Raw genomic sequence first — 17,247 nt, forward strand, 5'->3', positions numbered from 1 at the left:
GTCAGTCGAACCGCCAGCGGGTCTGGCTGAACGGCTCCCCCTTACCGAAGCCGAAAACGGTGCGCGGCGCCACCGAGAAGACGAAAGCGTGCCCGGCACCGTGGTGGAAGCCGCCGTTCCGTACCTCGAAGCGCCAGAACTCGCCGTACTTCTCCTCCCACGCGGCCGCCAGCTCCCGCAGCCGCCCGTCATCGACGACGCGCACCGCCTCGCCCTCCACGACGAGGTCGTAGCCCTCGTTCCAGGTGTTGGCGCCGGTCGTCAGCACGACGTGCGGGTTCGCCGCGAGATTGCGGGCCTTGCGCTCCTGTGGACCCGTGCAGAAGTGCAGCGCGCCGCCTGACCAGACCGCGGGCAGCGGGGTCACGTGCGGTCGCCCGTCCGGCCGGACCGTGGAGATCCAGAACAGCTCGGCCCCGGCGAGGATCTTCAGCGCATCGGACCAGTCGGCCGCGGTGGCCGTACCGTCGCTGTAGCGGGTGTCGAGACGGGCGCGGGGTTGCTTGTCGGTCATGGGCGGGCCTCCAGACGTGTTGCCTCGCAGGACAGACCCGCCGGGCGACCGGAACTCATCGGTCACAGCCTGACGCCCCGGCGTCCGGTCGCTTCCCCGCCCCGGCGCCCCGCGCCCATTCCCCGCCCTCGCCCCCCGGGACCGGCCCGTCTCACCCGCTCGATCCGTCCCGGCGCTTCTCTCACCCTCTCCGGTTAGGCTCAGGCACGTATGACCTTGATCGGAGGAGGCCGAGGATGACGGCGCCGGGGCGCAGGAGCAGTACCTTCAGTCGGCTGCTGCGGCACGGGTTCACCGATCCCTCGGCTGCCGAGCGGCTGCTGGACGGCCCGGAGCTGACCGGCGTACGCAATGATCCCGTGCTGCTGGAAGCCCTCGGCGCCACCGCGGACCCCGATCTCGCGCTGCACGGCCTCGTACGGCTGCTGGAGGCACAGCCCGCCCCCGCCGCGCGCAGGGAGCTGCTGGACACGGTGATAGCGGCCAAGCCGTTGCGTGACCGTCTGCTGGGTGTGCTGGGGGCGTCCGCCGCGCTCGCCGAGCATCTGGCCCGGCACGCCGGGGACTGGCAGGCGCTCGTCATGTACGAACCGCGCGATCTGCACCCCGGCGTGGAGGAGTTCGAGCGCGGGCTCGCCGAAGCCGACGACCCGGTCTCCCTGCGCGTCGCCTACCGGCGCTGTCTGCTGTCCATCGCCGCCCGTGACGTGTGCGGCACCACCGACATCGCCGAGACCGCCGCCGAGCTCGCCGACCTCGCCACCGCGACCCTGCGCGCCGCCCTCGCCATCGCCCGGGCCGCCGCCCCCGACGACGCCGCGCTGTGCCGGCTCGCTGTCATCGCGATGGGCAAGTGCGGTGGCCATGAGCTCAATTACGTGTCCGACGTCGATGTCATCTTCGTCGGCGAGGCCGTCGAGGGGGCCGACGAGGGCAAGGCCCTGCGGTCCGCCACCAAGCTCGCCTCGCACATGATGCGGATCTGCTCCGAGACGACAGTGGAGGGGTCGATCTGGCCCGTCGACGCCAACCTGCGGCCCGAGGGCCGCAACGGCCCACTGGTGCGGACGCTCGCCAGCCACCTCGCCTACTACCAGCGCTGGGCCAAGACCTGGGAGTTCCAGGCCCTCCTCAAGGCCCGTCCGGTCGCCGGGGACATCGAGCTCGGCGAGGAGTACGTCAGCGCGCTGGAACCCCTCGTCTGGAAGGCCGCCGAGCGCGAGAACTTCGTCGCCGACGTGCAGAAGATGCGGCGCCGGGTCGTCGAGAACATCCCGGTCGCCGAGGTCGAGCGCGAGCTGAAGCTGGGTCCCGGTGGCCTCCGCGACGTCGAATTCGCGGTGCAGCTCCTGCAGTTGGTGCACGGCCGGGCCGACGCCTCGCTGCGCAGCGGCACCACCCTCGACGCGCTCCAGGCCCTCGCCGCCGGCGGCTATGTCGGCCGGGACGACGCGGTACAACTCGACGACGCCTACCGCTTCCTGCGCTCCATGGAGCACCGCATCCAGTTGTACCGGCTGCGCCGCACCCACCTCGTCCCCGAGGACGACGCAGACCAGCGCCGTATCGGCCGCTCCCTGGGCCTGCGCACGGATCCGGTCGTCGAGCTGAACCGCGAGTGGAAGCGGCACACCAGTGTCGTACGGCGACTGCACGAGAAGCTCTTCTATCGTCCGCTGCTCGACGCCGTGGCCCAACTCGCCTCCGGCGAGACCCGGTTGCGTCCCGAGGCGGCCCGCGAGCGGCTGGTCGCCCTCGGGTACGTCGACCCGGCCGCGGCCCTGCGGCACCTGGAGGCGCTCGCCTCCGGCGTCACCCGCAAGGCCGCGATCCAGCGAACCCTCCTTCCCGTACTGCTGGGTTGGTTCGCCGACTCCGCCGACCCGGACGCGGGCCTGCTCAACTTCCGCAAGGTGTCGGACGCGTTGGGCAAGACCCCCTGGTATCTGCGGCTGCTGCGCGACGAGGGCGCCGCCGCCGAGAACCTCGCCCGCGTGCTGTCCGCCGGGCGCCTCGCCCCCGACCTGCTCATGCGCGCACCGGAAGCCGTCGCGCTGCTGGGCGACAGCGACGGTGGGCTCGAACCGCGCGGCCGGGCCGGCCTGGAGCAGGAGATCCTCGCCGCGGTCAGCCGCGCGGACGGCGCCACGCAGGCGGTCACCGCGGCCCGCGGAGTACGCCGCCGCGAGCTGTTCCGTATCACCGCCGCCGACATCGTCGGCTCCTACGGCACCGAGACCCAGCCCGCCGAGGCCGACCAGGGAGCCCTCGTGGACCGGGTCGGCGGCGCCGTCTCCGACCTCAACGCGGCGACCCTCGCGGGCACCCTGCGCGCGGTGGTCCGCGACACCTGGGGCGACACCCTGCCCACCCGGTTCGCCGTCATCGGCATGGGCCGCTTCGGCGGTCACGAACTCGGCTACGGCTCCGACGCGGACGTCCTGTTCGTCCACGAGCCGCGCAACGGCGTGCCCGAGCAGTCGGCCTCCGAGGCCGCCAACAAGGTCGTCTCCGAGATGCGCCGCCTGCTGCGGCTCCCGAGCGCCGATCCGCCCCTGCTGATCGACGCGGACCTGCGCCCCGAGGGCAAGTCCGGGCCGCTCGTACGGACGTTGAAGTCGTACGAGGCGTACTACCGCCGGTGGTCTCTGGTCTGGGAGTCACAGGCACTGCTGCGGGCCGAAGTGGTCGCCGGTGACGAGGACCTGGGGCGGCGTTTCATCGAGCTGATCGATCCGCTGCGGTATCCGGCGGAGGGGCTCGGTGACGATGCGGTACGGGAGATTCGGCGGCTCAAGGCGCGGATGGAGTCGGAGCGGTTGCCCCGCGGCGCCGACCCGAAGCTGCACACCAAGCTGGGGCCGGGCGGGCTGTCCGACGTCGAGTGGGTCGTGCAGCTCATGCAGTTGCAGCACGGGTGGGCGGAGCCGGGGCTGCGGACCACGCGGACGCGGGAGGCGCTTGCTGCGGCGTGCGCCGCGGAGCTCATCACCGGGGAGGATGCCGAAATCCTGGATGAGGCTTGGGTGTTGGCGACTCGGGTGCGGAACGCGGTGATGCTGGTTCGGGGGAGGGCCGGGGACACCTTCCCCACCGATCCGCGTGAACTGGCAGCGGTGGGGCGGTACTTGGGGTATGGGCCCGGGCATGTGGGGGACATGCTGGATGACTATCGGCGTACGGCGCGGCGGGCGCGGGCCGTGGTGGAGACGTTGTTCTACGGGGCGTAGAGCTTCGATTTCGGCTGCGGCGCCGTCGTGGTTGCTCGCGCAGTTCCCCGCGCCCCTATGGGGCGCGTCATGGCCACCCCCACTAGTACGACCACCATGCCGAACAACACCCGGATCCCGACCTCCTCTCCCAACAGCACCGCACCCAGCGCCACCGACACCACCGGCAGCAGATAACCCACCGTCGCCGCGGTCGTCGCGCCCTCGTCCGCGATCAGGCGGTAGTTGAGGTAGAAGGTCACGCCCGTGCCCAGGACGCCCAGGGCGGTCACCGCGAGGAGGGCGGTCAGATCGGCGTCGACCGGGCCCGCGAGCGGAAGGGAGAGTGTCGTCCAGCCCGTCGCCATGAGCAGCTGCGCGGCGGACATCGCCATCGGTGCCTGCTTGTCCGTGAGTTTGCGGGCCATGTACGCGAACGCCACGGCATAGCTCGCCGCGGCCCCCAGCAGGGCGAGCGCGCTCCAGCTCAGCAGGCCCGAGCGGTGCCAGGGGGCGAAGATCAGGACCGTGCCGGCGAAGCCGAGGAAGAGACCGGCGAGGCGCAGGGGACGCAGGCCGCGGTCGGTGCCGAGGAGCAGGCCGATCAGCAGCGACCACAGGGGCGTCGTGGCGTTCAGGACGCCCGCGATCCCCGAGTCGAGGCTCTGCTCACCCACCGCGAACAGGGCGAACGGGATGGCGTTGCAGAACAGTGCGGCCACGGTCAGATGACCCCAGGTGGCCCGTGAGCGGGGCAGTCGCTGACCGGCCGCACGGGCCAGTACCAGCAGGGTCGCCGTGCCGAGCGCGCAGCGGACGATGGTGATCTGCGCGGGGGAGAGGCCGTGGTTGAGGGCGAGCTTGATCCAGAGGAACCCCGAGCCCCACAGGAGGGCGAGGGCGGCCATGCGGAGCGTGGAGGCGGGAGACATGTTTCTACGGTCCGGGAGATGACGCGTGAGGACAAGTGAAGAGTTCTGGATGAGTTGTTAAGCTGAGCTACATGCTGGATGTGCGTCGGATGCAGGTGCTGCGGGCCGTGGTGAGCAGCGGGTCGGTGACGGGGGCGGCGACGGTGCTGGGCTACACGCCTTCCGCCGTGAGTCAGCAGATCGCCGCGCTGGAGAAGGAGGCGCGGACGGATCTGCTGGAACGGGTCGGGAGAGGGGTGCGTCCCACGGCGGCGGGGCTGCTCCTGACCGAGTACGCGGACACGATCAGCCGCCAGGTCGCCGAGGCGGAGACCGCCCTGGCGGATCTGCTCGCGGGACGGACGGGCCGGCTGTCGGTGCGGTACTTCGCGACGGCGGGCGCGTCCCTGGTCGCCCCGGCGGTCGCCCGGCTGCGGACGGAACACCCCGGCGTACAGATCGAGCTGAAGCTCATCGACCCCGAGGACCCGTTGCCGGACGTGCGGGAGGGCCGGGCGGATCTGGCGCTGGTGGTGGGGCCGCGCGTCTCCGGGCAGGAGGGCGTGCGGTTCCTGCACCTGCTGGACGACCCGTACCTCGCGGTGCTTCCCGAGGGCCACCCCCTGGCGCAGGCCGAGGCGCTGGAGATGGCCGACCTCGCGGAGGAACCCTGGGTCGGCAGCGAGTGGCCCGGCCCCTGCCTCGACGCCCAGCTCACCGCCTGTGAGACGGCGGGGTTCCGGCCGCGCTTCGTGGTCGAGAGCGAGGACTACGTGACCGCCCAGGGGTTCGTCGCGGCGGGGCTCGGGGTGAGCCTCATCCCGCGGCTCGGGCTGGGGGTCGGCGTCCGGCCGGGAGTGGTCGTACGGGAGCTGCGGAGCCCGGAGCCCGCCCGCTCGATCTACGCGGCCGTACGCGAGACGGCCCCGCCCCAGCCGGCCCTCCGGTCGTTCATCGCGGCGATGCGGGCCGCGGCCGGGGCTGCTTGAGGGCCACCGCCGGCACCAGCCGCGGCAAGCGGTACGGCAGGGCGCCGTACCAGAGCCGTGCCACCGTGAAGCCGAAGGCCAGGCACATCATGCCGCCCACCGCGTCGAGCCAGAAGTGGTTGGCTGTGGCCACGATGACCACAAGGGTGGCCGTCGGGTAGAGGAGGCCCAGGACGCGCACCCAGGGCACCGACGCCAGCGCGAAGATCGTCAGGCCGCACCACAGGGACCAGCCGATGTGCATGGACGGCATCGCGGCGTACTGGTTCGACATGTTCTTGAGGTCGCCGGAGGCCATCGAGCCCCACGTCTGGTGGACCATCACCGTGTCGATGAAGTCGCCGCCGTTCATCAGGCGCGGCGGGGCCAGCGGATACAGGTAGTAACCGACGAGGGCCACGCCGGTCGTCGCGAACAGCACCATGCGGGTCGCCGCGTAACGGCCGGGATGACTGCGGAAGAGCCACACCAGGACACCGAGCGTCACCACGAAGTGCAGCGTCGCGTAGTAGTAGTTCATGCCCACGATCAGCCAAGTCACGGAATTCACCGCGTGGTTGACCGACTCCTCGACCGCGATTGCCAGGTCGTGCTCGACCCGCCAGATCCAGTCGGCATTGCGCAGCGCCTCGGCCCTCTGCTCCGGGACCGCGTTGCGGATCAGCGAGTAGGTCCAGTAACTCACCGCGATCAGCAGGATCTCGAACCAGAGGCGGGGGCGGCTCGGGGTGCGCAGTCGGCGCAGGAAGCCCGGCCTCGTATCGGCCGCGACAGGCTGGCGAACGGCCTCTTCGCGGCCTTCCAGTGTCGTCACGGTCGAATCACCCATGGACACAGAGTCTGCCAGAAAAGCCCTTGCCCCCAGATCATCCCCCGGTCCTGTCCGGGACGCATGTTCTACGGCGAGACGAGTCCCCGGCCTCCTACCGGAGCAGGGCCGCGGAACCCCGGATTCTCCGCCTTACGGACGATTTCGGTCCCCAGGGGCCGAAGCGGTCGAACCGCGCACCACCAGCTCCGGCATGAACACGAACTCACTGTGCGGAGCGGGCGTGCCGCCGATCTCCTCGAGCAGCGTGCGCACCGCGGCCTGGCCCATCGCCGGCACCGGCTTGCGGACCGTGGTGAGAGGCGGGTCGGTGAAGGCGATCAGCGGGGAGTCGTCGAAGCCGACCACCGAGACGTCCTTCGGCACGTCCAGACCGAGCTGCCGGGCCGCCCGTATCGCACCCAGCGCCATCATGTCGCTCGCGCACACCACCGCCGTGCAGTTGCGGGAGATCAGCGCCGAGGCGGCCGCCTGACCGCCCTCCAGGGTGTAGAGCGAGTGCTGGACGAGCTCCGTCTCGACCGTCTCCGCGGTCAGGCCCAGCTGGTCCTGCATCGCGCGGACGAAGCCGTCGATCTTGCGCTGGACGGGCACGAACCGCTTGGGACCCAGCGCCAGGCCGATCCTCGTGTGCCCCAGCGAGATCAGATGCGTCACCGCGAGCGTCATCGCCGCGCGGTCGTCGGGGGAGATGAAGGGCGCCTGCACCTTCGGCGAGAAGCCGTCCACGAGCACGAACGGCACACCCTGGCCGCGCAGCTGCTCGTAGCGCTGCATGTCGGCGGAGGTGTCCGCGTGCAGTCCGGAGACGAAGATGATGCCGGCCACGCCCCGGTCGACGAGCATCTCGGTGAGCTCGTCCTCGGTGGAGCCGCCCGGGGTCTGGGTGGCGAGGACGGGGGTGTAGCCCTGCCGCGTCAGCGCCTGCCCGATGACCTGGGCCAGCGCCGGGAATATGGGGTTCTCCAGCTCCGGCGTTATCAGCCCCACCAGGCCCTCGCTGCGCTGGCGCAGACGCACTGGACGTTCATAGCCGAGCACGTCGAGTGCGGCCAGCACGGACTGGCGGGTGGTGGAGGCGACGCCGGGCTTCCCGTTGAGGACGCGGCTGACAGTCGCTTCACTGACCCCCGCCTGTGCGGCGATGTCGGCAAGCCGTGTGGTCACAGGGGTGGACTGTACCGCCCGTGTCTGCCCTTGCACACCAATGGAACGTCGCGACCGGCCTGTTGGGCGGCCGGGCCCGGGTTGCTGCGTCATCGCGCTCCCTCGTGAAAGTGATGGCAAGAGCTTGCAGAGTCTTGCACAACCCCCGTTATGCCGTCCCACCGCCGGAAACAAGCGTCTCACGGCGGTCGCCGACAGGTCACACCCGGATAACTTCGATGATGCCTTGCACTTTTTTGCTGCAAGCTCTTTCGCGTCGCTTACATCGCTGTTACGTTCGGCCACGCCCGGCGGCCGCAACGGCGCAGTCGGCAAGTCGCAGAGGTGGCAGACGGGGCCGCCTACTGCACCACACGGGCTTTCACCCTCAAGGAGAACTCATGCGGCGTGGCATAGCGGCCACCGCGCTGGTGGCGTCCCTCGCTCTCGCGGCGACGGCCTGCAACGGCGACAGCGACAGTGGCAGCGACTCGAGCGGCCCGGTCACCATCACCTGGTGGGACACCTCCAACGCCACCAATGAGGCGCCGACCTACAAGGCCCTCATCAAGGAGTTCGAGGCCGCCAACAAGGACGTCAAGGTCAAGTACGTCAACGTCCCCTTCGACCAGGCGCAGAACAAGTTCGACACCGCCGCCGGCGCCTCGGGCGCCCCGGACGTGCTGCGCGCCGAGGTCGGCTGGACCCCCGCCTTCGCCAAGAAGAGCTACCTGCTGCCGCTGGACGGCACCGAGGCACTCGCCGACGAGAGCAAGTTCAAGTCCAACCTGATCGAGCAGGCCAAGTACGAGGGCAAGACGTACGGCGTCCCGATCGTCACGGACACGCTCGCCCTCGTATACAACAAGGAGCTCTTCGAGAAGGCCGGCGTCGAGGCCCCCAAGACCTGGGACGACCTGAAGAAGGCCGCCGCCACGATCAAGGACAAGACCGGCGTCGACGGCTACTGGGGCTCCACCCAGGCCTACTACGCCCAGTCCTTCCTCTACGGCGAGGGCACCGACACCGTCGATGCCGACGCCAAGAAGATCACGGTCAACTCGGACGCCGCGAAGAAGGCGTACGGCACCTGGCTGAGCCTCTTCTCCGGCAAGGGCCTGCACAAGGCCGACACCACCGCCGACGCCTACGCCCATATCCAGGACGCGTTCGTCAACGGCAAGGTCGCCGCGATCATCCAGGGCCCGTGGGAGATCACCAACTTCTACAAGGGCGCCGCGTTCAAGGACAAGGCCAACCTCGGCATCGCCACCGTCCCGGCCGGCTCCACCGGCAAGGCGGGCGCCCCGACCGGCGGCCACAACCTCTCGGTCTACGCCGGCTCCGACGCCGCCCACCAGAAGGCCTCGCTGAAGTTCCTCAACTTCATGACCTCCGCGAAGTCCCAGGCGACCATCGCGCTGAAGAACTCCACGCTGCCGACCCGTGATGACGCCTACACCACCGAGGTCAAGGCCGACCCGGGCATCGCCGGCTACGGCACGGTCCTCGCCGCCGCCCAGCCGCGCCCGGCGCTGCCCGAGTACAGCTCCCTGTGGGGCCCGCTGGACACCGAGCTGCCCAAGATCGCCGGCGGCAAGGAGTCCCTGGACAAGGGTCTGGGCAACGCCGAGACCGCGATCGCCAAGCTGGTCCCGGACTTCAGTAAGTGAGCCTGGGTGGCCGTCGGATTTCCTGACAGGGGGAGAGATCCGGCGGCCACCGGCCTGCGCCCAGCCACTTCTCAGTGCCGTTGAACTTCCAGAAGGTGTCGAACATGACAGTCGCCATCGACCGCGCCACCGGCAAACGCCGCGGTGACCGCGCGCCGCGGCCCGGGCTGGGCCAACGCTTCAAGCGCAGCTACCAGAAGCACTGGTACGCCTACGCGATGATCGCCCCGGTGGCGATCGTGCTCGGCGTCCTCGTGCTCTACCCCCTGATCTACGGCGTCTACCTCACGCTCACCGACGCCAACAGCCTCAACACGGCCCGCACCATCGGCGTCAACCACATCGACGCCACCTACAAGTTCATCGGCCTCGACAACTACGCCGACATCCTGTGGGGCCCGACGGCGTACGACCGCTTCTGGTCGCACTTCATCTGGACCATCGTCTGGACGGCACTCTGTGTCGCCCTGCACTACGGCCTCGGCCTCGGCCTCGCGCTGCTGCTCAACCAGAAGCTGCGGGGACGGACGCTGTACCGGCTGATCCTCGTCCTGCCCTGGGCCGTGCCGACCTTCGTCACCGTCTTCGGCTGGCGCTTCATGCTCGCCGACGGCGGCATCATCAACAGCTTCCTGGAGACCCTCCATCTGCCGACACCACTGTGGCTGGAGGACACCTTCTGGCAGCGGTTCGCCGCGATCATGGTCAACACCTGGTGCGGTGTGCCGTTCATGATGGTCTCGCTGCTCGGCGGACTGCAGTCCATCGACACCTCGCTCTACGAGGCCGCCGAGATGGACGGCGCCACCGCCTGGCAGCGCTTCAGGCACGTCACCCTGCCGGGCCTCAGGTCCGTCAGCTCCACCGTCGTGCTCCTCGGCGTCATCTGGACCTTCAACCAGTTTGCCGTCATCTTCCTGCTGTTCGGCAACACCGCCCCCGACGCCCAGATCCTGGTCACCTGGGCCTACTTCCTCGGCTTCGGACAGCAGCCGCGCGACTTCGCGCAGTCCGCCGCCTACGGCATCCTGCTGCTGGCCATCCTGATCGTCTTCACCTCCTTCTACCGCCGCTGGCTGAACCGCAATGACCAGCAGCTCGCGATCTGAGGCAGGAGTCCCCATGAGTACGACCACCGTCGACACCCCCGCCGAGGTCAGCGAGCAGCATCCCTCGCGGGCCCCCCGCCGGGTCAGGCGCCGTGGCGAGAACAGCCTCGCCGGCTCGTTCGTCTCCCACGGCATCCTGATCGTCGCGTGCCTCATCGCGCTGTTCCCGATCGCCTGGCTGATCTTCCTGTCCCTCGGTCCGGACAAGGACGACTACCTCCACCCCGGGGGCATCTGGGACAAGATGACGCTCGACAACTACTCGTTCGTCCTTCAGCACACGGCCTTCTTCGACTGGCTGAAGAGCACGCTGATCGTCTCGCTCGGCACCACCGTCATCGGCGTGCTGATCGCCGCGACCACGGGCTACGCCGTCTCCCGGATGCGCTTTCCGGGCTACCGGAAGTTCATGTGGGTGCTTCTGGTCACCCAGATGTTCCCGGTAGCCGTACTCATGGTGCCGATGTACCAGATGCTCTCGGACCTGCAGCTCATCGACAGCTACCTTGGGCTCGTCCTCGTGTACTGCACGACCGCGGTGCCGTACTGCGCCTGGCTGCTCAAGGGCTACTTCGACACCATCCCGTTCGAGATCGACGAGGCCGGACGCGTCGACGGGCTGACCCCCTTCGGTACGTTCGCGCGGCTGATCCTGCCGCTCGCCAAGCCAGGGCTCGCGGTCGCCGCGTTCTACAGCTTCCTGACCGCGTTCGGTGAGGTCGCGTTCGCGTCGACGTTCATGCTGTCCGACACGAAGTACACGTTCGCGGTCGGTCTGCAGAGCTTTGTGAGTGAGCACGATTCGCAGCGCAACCTGATGGCTGCGACGGCGGTGTTGATCGCGATACCGGTGTCGGTGTTCTTCTACCTGGTCCAGAAGAACCTGGTGACCGGACTCACCGCGGGCGGCACGAAGGGCTGACCTCCGGTCGAGCCGCGATGGCCGTCTGTTGTCCGACGGCTTCGTCGTGGCTGGTCGCGCAGTTCCCCGCGCCCCTTCGGGGCGCGGGTGGTGGCCGCGGTGGCCATCCGACCCCGCTGTCACCGCGGCCGCCTCCACCACCCGCCCCCCGTACCCCCACCTGACCCGATGACTCTTCCCCCACTCTCGACTCCGCTCGAGCGGGGGGACCCCCACCGCAAGGACGCCATGAGCCAGCAGCACACTGCCGACCCGGCCCCGACCTCCGCCGTAGCCACCGTCGCCCGGCACCGCGACTGGTGGCGGGACGCGGTGATCTACCAGGTCTATCCGCGCAGCTTCGCCGACAGCAACGGCGACGGCATGGGCGACCTGGAAGGCGTACGCTCCCGACTCCCGTACCTGCGCGACCTCGGCGTGGACGCCGTATGGCTCAGCCCCTTCTACGCCTCCCCGCAGGCCGACGCCGGCTACGACGTCGCCGACTACCGGGCCGTGGACCCCATGTTCGGCAACCTGCTCGACGCGGACGCGCTGATCCGCGACGCGCACGAACTGAACCTGCGGATCATCGTCGACCTGGTCCCCAACCACTCCTCGGACCAGCACGAGTGGTTCAAGCGGGCCCTGCGCGAAGGCCCCGGCTCGGCCCTGCGGGACCGCTACCACTTCCGCCCCGGCAAGGGCGAGAACGGCGAACTCCCGCCCAACGACTGGGAGTCGATCTTCGGCGGCCCGGCGTGGACCCGGGTCACCGAACCGGACGGCTCACCCGGCGAGTGGTACCTGCACCTCTTCGCCCCGGAGCAGCCCGACTTCAACTGGGAACACCCCGCGGTCGGCGACGAGTTCCGCTCCATCCTGCGCTTCTGGCTGGACATCGGCGTCGACGGTTTCCGCATCGACGTGGCGCACGGCATGGTGAAGGCGGAGGGCCTCCCGGACCTCGGAGACCACGACCAGCTGAAGCTGCTGGGCAACGATGTCATGCCGTTCTTCGACCAGGACGGCGTGCACGACATCTACCGCCAGTGGCGGACGATCCTCGACGAGTACTCCGGAAACAAGAAGGGGCCCGAAGGGCCTTCCTCAGAAGGGCGGGGGGGCGGGAGACGGGCGGGCGCATCTTCGTGGCCGAGGCATGGACACCGACGGTCGAGCGGACCGCCAACTACGTCCGCCCGGACGAGCTCCACCAGGCCTTCAACTTCCAGTACCTGGGCACCGCGTGGGACGCGGCGGAACTCCGCGAGGTGGTGGACCGCACCCTGGAGGCGATGGCCCCGGTGGGCGCACCGGCGACCTGGGTGCTGTCGAACCACGACGTGACCCGCCACGCGACCCGCTTCGCCAACCCGCCCGGCCTCGGCACGCAGATCCGCACGGCGGGCGACCGGGAGCTGGGCCTGCGCAGGGCCAGGGCGGCAACCCTGCTCATGCTGGCGCTGCCGGGCTCGGCATACGTCTACCAGGGCGAGGAGCTGGGCCTCCCGGACGTGGTGGATCTGTCCGACGACGTCCGCCAGGACCCGGCGTACTTCCGGGGCGCCGGCCAGGACGGCTTCCGCGACGGCTGCCGGGTGCCGATCCCCTGGACGCGGGAGGGTTCGTCGTACGGCTTCGGCGCGGGCGGCAGCTGGCTGCCCCAGCCGGCGAGCTGGGCCGAGCTGAGCGTGGAGGCCCAGACGGGTGTGCCGGGCTCGACGCTGGAGCTGTACCGCACGGCACTGGGTCTGCGCCGCTCGCAGCCGGACCTGGGCGCCGGCGAGTCGGTGGAGTGGCTCCGCGCACCCGAGGGCGTACTCGCCTTCCGCCGCGGCGAGTTCGTCTGTGTCGCCAACACCAGCGGCGAGTCGGTCACGACCCCCTCCTACGGCCGCGTCCTGCTCACCAGCGGTGAGATCGCGGAGGCGGACGGCGAGACGAAGGTCCCCTCGGACACGACGGTGTGGTGGACGACGGCCTGACGGCCGGCCTCCCCGGACAGGGCCCGCTGCCTGCTGAGGCTGCGGGCCCTGTCACGTAGCCTCACCACCTGTGAACATCGCATGGGCGGTACGGGGAAACGCGCAGGACAGGGCTGACATGGAGCGCCTCTCCGCGCTCTGGGACGAAGACGCCTACGAAGCGGTCGAGGCCGAGGCCAGGGCGCTCCAGGCGAAAGCGGAACGCCTGCGCAGGCGTTCCCGGGGTCTCGTGCTGGGGCAGTTCGCCAGGTTCATGGCCACGGCCGCGGCGTGCGGCCACGGGCGCGGTGCGCGGGTGCTGGACGAGATGGAATCCCTCGCGGCGGAGCTGCACGACACCGCCGGACCGTACCGGCTGCTCCTGCTGGGTGTGCGCAGGAACCGCATGGTGGTCCTCAACGCCGAGCGGCGTTTCGGTGAGGCCGAGGCGGAAGGGGTGGCCGTACTGCGCGAAGTGGAGCGGCTCAAGCATCTGACGCAGGTGTGGCGCCTGGAGCTGTCCGTGCTGGCCGGCCTCGTCGACGCGCTGTGCGGACAGGCCCGCCACGAGGAGGCCGAGAACATCGCCCGGGGGAACCTGCCCCGCGCCGAAGGACGCTCGCTCGTCGCCCTGCACTGTGGCCTGGTCGACGATCTGAACGCTCAAGGACGTCACGCCGAAGCGCTCACCGAGGCACGTCGGTTCGCCCCGCCCCGGGTCCGGGAGCAGAGCGGGCGACTGGACATGGGCACGGCTGCCGCCCTGCATGGTCTGGGACACCGGAACGAGGCGGAAACGGCGGCCCGTCAGGCGCTGACCGACTGCGAACGGTCTCTGCATCCGGAGCACCCGCGCCTCCGTCAGGCCCGCACCCTGCTGGCCGACATCACCGCCGACGGCCCACCGGCGGCATTCAACAACTCATGAGCGTGGCGGAGTTGAGAAGGGCACGTCAAGGTTGCGGATGAAAGTTCTTGCTATGGGTTTCAAGCACCTTGCTGTAAACCTTTCGTTAGCGGTACGTTCTCGCCGGCGCCGGGCAAAGACGCCCGGCCGTCAGGCAAGGAGCCCCCACGTGATATCGAGATGGTCCGCATCCGCCGGCGCCGCGGCCACCGCGCTCGCCACCGCGGCCGCCGTCCTGGTCCCCACAGCCGCCTCGGCCTCCCCGCCCGGCACCAAGGACGTCACCGCCGTCCTCTTCGAGTGGAACTTCGCCTCCGTCGCCAAGGAGTGCACCAACACCCTCGGCCCCGCCGGCTACGGCTATGTCCAGGTCTCCCCGCCCGCCGAGCACATCCAGGGCGCGCAGTGGTGGACCTCGTACCAGCCGGTGTCGTACAAGATCGCAGGGCGCCTCGGTGACACCACCGCGTTCCGGAACATGGTGACCACCTGCCACAACGCCGGCGTGAAGGTCGTCGTCGACACCGTCATCAACCACATGTCCGCGGGCAGCGGCACCGGCACCGGCGGCTCGTCGTACACGAAGTACACCTACCCGGGCCTCTACTCCTCCTACGACTTCGACAACTGCACGTCGACCATCACCGACTACACCAACCGCGCCAACGTCCAGAACTGCGAGCTCGTGGGCCTCGCCGACCTGGACACCGGTGAGGAGTACGTCCGCGCCACCATCGCCGGGTACATGAACACCCTCCTCGGCCACGGCGTCGACGGCTTCCGCATCGACGCGGCCAAGCACATCCCGGCGGCCGACCTCGCCGACATCAAGTCGCGGCTCAGTAACACGTCGGTCTACTGGAAGCAGGAGGCCATCTACGGCAGTGGAGAGGCCGTCCAGCCGACCGAGTACACCGGCAACGGCGATGTGCAGGAGTTCCGCTACGCCTACGACCTCAAGCGCGTCTTCAACAACGAGAACCTCGCCTACCTGAAGAACTACGGTGAGGGCTGGGGCTACATGAGCAGCTCGGTCGCCGGTGTCTTCGTCGACAACCACGACACCGAACGCAACGGCAGCACCCTGAACTACAAGGACGGCGCCAACTACACGCTGGCCAACGTCTTCATGCTCGCCTATCCGTACGGAGCGCCGGACATCAACTCCGGTTACGAGTGGTCCAGCACGGACGCGGGCCCGCCCAACGGCGGCTCGGTGAGCGCCTGTTGGCAGGACGGGTGGAAGTGCCAGCATGCCTGGCCGGAGATCCAGCGCATGGTCGCCTTCCGCAACGCGACCCGTGGTGAGCCGGTCACCAACTGGTGGGACAACGGTGGCGACGCGATCGCCTTCGGCCGGGGCAGCAAGGGGTTCGTGGCGATCAACCACGAGTCGGGTTCGCTGAGCCGGACGTACCAGACGTCGTTGACTGCGGGGACCTACTGCAATGTTCAGGGCGGCACGACTGTGACGGTGAACTCCAGCGGGCAGTTCACGGCCACCCTCGGCTCCAACGCCGCCCTCGCGATCTACGCCGGCAAGTCGAGCTGCTGAGCTTCGAAGCAACGGGGGAGCGCGGAGGCCAGTGAGGATTCCGAACCGCCGTGTGTTTGAAGGTGTTGGAACATATGCGCTCACGACGCGCATAATTTCGACCGGATGTGATCTTCGGTGCGATAGGTCGACCGCACGCCCATACGGTGATCTACATGAAGCTCCGGTACAACGTTCGTGTGTACCCGAGCGCTTCTCAGCGCGGCAGTCTGGCGAGGGCGTTCGGGTGCGCCCGCGTCGTATGGAACGACGCCCTTCGACTGCGTCGTGACGCGTATGAGCAGGGTGTGTCCCGCCCGACGGCGGCTGAGCTGTCGAAGCGGGTTATCACCGAGGCCAAGAAGACTCCGGAACGGGTCTGGCTCGGTGAAGTGTCCGCCGTGGTGCTCCAGCAGTCGCTGCGCGACCTGGAGATCGCGTACAGCAACTTCTTCGCCTCGAAGAACGGCACTCGCAAGGGGCCGAGGATGGGTCCGCCGAAGACGAAGAAGAAGACCGCACGGCAGGCGATTCGGTTCACCACGAACGCCCACTCCATCACCAAGAGCGGCAAACTTCGGCTGTCGAAGATCGGCGACCTCGAGGTGCGCTGGTCACGCAAGCTGCCCTCACAGCCGTCGTCCGTGACGGTCATCCAGGACCCGTCCGGACGGTACTTCGCCTCGTTTGTGGTCGAGGTGGACGACAAGCCCCTGCTCGAGCTGGACGTGGAGGAGACGGACACGGGGATCGACCTGGGCCTGTCCTCCTACGCCGTGCTGCGCGGCCGGAAGATCCTGTCCCCGAAGTTCTTCCGCCGCCAGGAGCGCAAGCTCAAGAGAGCGCAGCGAGCCGTGTCCCGTAAACGGAAAGGATCGAACAACCGGCGCAAGGCCAAGCAGACCGTCGCAAAGATCCATGCCCGCATCGCCGACCGGCGACACGACTTCATCGAGCAGGAGACCACCCGCATCGTCCGCGAGAGCCAAGCGGTCTATGTGGAGGACCTGAACGTGAAGGGCATGGCCGCCCGCGGCGGCAGGCTCGGCAAGAGCGTCCATGACCAATCCCTCGGCAGGTTTGTCCGCACCCTGGAGGCCAAGTGCACCCGGTACGGGCGGACCTTCGTCAGGATCGATCGGTGGTTCCCCTCCACTCAGCTGTGCTCCCGCACCGGGTGCGGGCGACTTACCGGCCCCAAGGGCCGCGAGCAGCTGAACGTCCGCGTGTGGACGTGCACGGAGTGCGGAACCCGGCACGACCGAGACGAGAACGCCGAGGCCAACCTACGCGCCGCTGGACGGAAACGTGTCGCTGAGATGCGGCTCGAGGCGGAGCGTCAAAACGCCTGTGGAGAGCACGTCAGACCTCGCAAGCCGGGGCAGCGCTCGATGAAGCAGGAACCCACCCGAAGCCCAGCCGCTGCGCGCGGTGGGGCAGGCGGGAATCGCCCACGTTCGCGTGGGTGAGGACGTCAATGCAACGTGCAGAACAACTCCCTTTGCTGAGGGTTCCACTGAAGCAGACTCTGAAAGTTCTTACCGATGGTTTCAAGACT

At 69.1% G+C, this 17,247-nt stretch carries 12 protein-coding genes and 1 pseudogene; 9 read left to right on the plus strand and 4 right to left on the minus strand.

Annotated elements, in window-relative coordinates:
* Window position 1 precedes the first annotated feature (1 nt).
* Entirely contained in the window at window positions 2–514 is a 513-nt protein-coding gene (locus QF037_RS33495) for a pyridoxamine 5'-phosphate oxidase family protein (protein WP_307031750.1), read from the minus strand.
* 236 nt (window positions 515–750) lie between these two features.
* On the opposite strand from QF037_RS33495, the gene QF037_RS33500 reads away from it, so the two are divergent.
* A complete protein-coding gene (locus QF037_RS33500; protein ID WP_307031751.1) occupies window positions 751–3,744 on the plus strand; it encodes a bifunctional [glutamine synthetase] adenylyltransferase/[glutamine synthetase]-adenylyl-L-tyrosine phosphorylase in 2,994 nt (997 codons plus the stop codon).
* Here QF037_RS33500 and QF037_RS33505 read toward each other — a convergent pair.
* The gene (locus tag QF037_RS33505; RefSeq protein WP_307031753.1) at window positions 3,732–4,655 is read right to left on the minus strand and encodes a DMT family transporter; all 924 of its coding nucleotides are present in this window, start codon (window positions 4,653–4,655) and stop codon (window positions 3,732–3,734) included. The two genes, QF037_RS33500 and QF037_RS33505, sit on opposite strands and share 13 nt — an antisense overlap.
* Window positions 4,656–4,726: 71 nt before the next feature.
* Between QF037_RS33505 and QF037_RS33510 the strand changes: the two genes are divergently transcribed.
* Window positions 4,727–5,623: a LysR family transcriptional regulator gene (locus QF037_RS33510; protein ID WP_307031755.1), complete on the plus strand. Its 897-nt coding sequence runs from the start codon at window positions 4,727–4,729 to the stop codon at window positions 5,621–5,623.
* Here QF037_RS33510 and QF037_RS33515 read toward each other — a convergent pair.
* On the minus strand, window positions 5,586–6,452 hold the full coding sequence (locus QF037_RS33515; RefSeq protein ID WP_307031757.1) for a phosphatase PAP2 family protein: 867 nt from the start codon (window positions 6,450–6,452) through the stop codon (window positions 5,586–5,588). The two genes, QF037_RS33510 and QF037_RS33515, sit on opposite strands and share 38 nt — an antisense overlap.
* Window positions 6,453–6,584: 132 nt before the next feature.
* Entirely contained in the window at window positions 6,585–7,619 is a 1,035-nt protein-coding gene (locus QF037_RS33520; RefSeq protein WP_307031759.1) for a LacI family DNA-binding transcriptional regulator, read from the minus strand.
* Between the two features lie 380 nt (window positions 7,620–7,999).
* Between QF037_RS33520 and QF037_RS33525 the strand changes: the two genes are divergently transcribed.
* The 7 genes and pseudogenes from QF037_RS33525 to QF037_RS33555 all read left to right on the plus strand — a co-directional run bounded on the left by QF037_RS33525 (window position 8,000) and on the right by QF037_RS33555 (window position 17,158).
* Window positions 8,000–9,271, plus strand: coding sequence for an extracellular solute-binding protein (locus QF037_RS33525; RefSeq protein ID WP_307031761.1), 1,272 nt, complete (start codon window positions 8,000–8,002; stop codon window positions 9,269–9,271).
* A 104-nt stretch (window positions 9,272–9,375) separates the two neighbouring features.
* Complete coding sequence (locus QF037_RS33530) at window positions 9,376–10,380, plus strand: carbohydrate ABC transporter permease (protein ID WP_307031763.1); 1,005 nt, start codon at window positions 9,376–9,378, stop codon at window positions 10,378–10,380.
* 13 nt (window positions 10,381–10,393) lie between these two features.
* Complete coding sequence (locus QF037_RS33535; RefSeq protein WP_307031766.1) at window positions 10,394–11,302, plus strand: sugar ABC transporter permease; 909 nt, start codon at window positions 10,394–10,396, stop codon at window positions 11,300–11,302.
* A gap of 228 nt (window positions 11,303–11,530) precedes the next feature.
* A pseudogene (locus QF037_RS33540) lies at window positions 11,531–13,269 on the plus strand (glycoside hydrolase family 13 protein).
* 118 nt (window positions 13,270–13,387) lie between these two features.
* A complete protein-coding gene (locus QF037_RS33545; protein WP_307031768.1) occupies window positions 13,388–14,176 on the plus strand; it encodes a hypothetical protein in 789 nt (262 codons plus the stop codon).
* Between the two features lie 148 nt (window positions 14,177–14,324).
* Window positions 14,325–15,710 (plus strand): alpha-amylase, encoded by a 1,386-nt coding sequence (locus tag QF037_RS33550; protein WP_307031770.1) that lies wholly within the window; start codon window positions 14,325–14,327, stop codon window positions 15,708–15,710.
* A 155-nt stretch (window positions 15,711–15,865) separates the two neighbouring features.
* Window positions 15,866–17,158, plus strand: a complete 1,293-nt coding sequence (locus QF037_RS33555; protein WP_307031772.1) for an RNA-guided endonuclease InsQ/TnpB family protein — start codon at window positions 15,866–15,868, stop codon at window positions 17,156–17,158.
* The last annotated feature ends 89 nt before the right edge of the window (window positions 17,159–17,247 follow it).

Source organism: Streptomyces canus, assembly GCF_030815415.1.
Lineage (GTDB): Bacteria > Actinomycetota > Actinomycetes > Streptomycetales > Streptomycetaceae > Streptomyces > Streptomyces canus_F.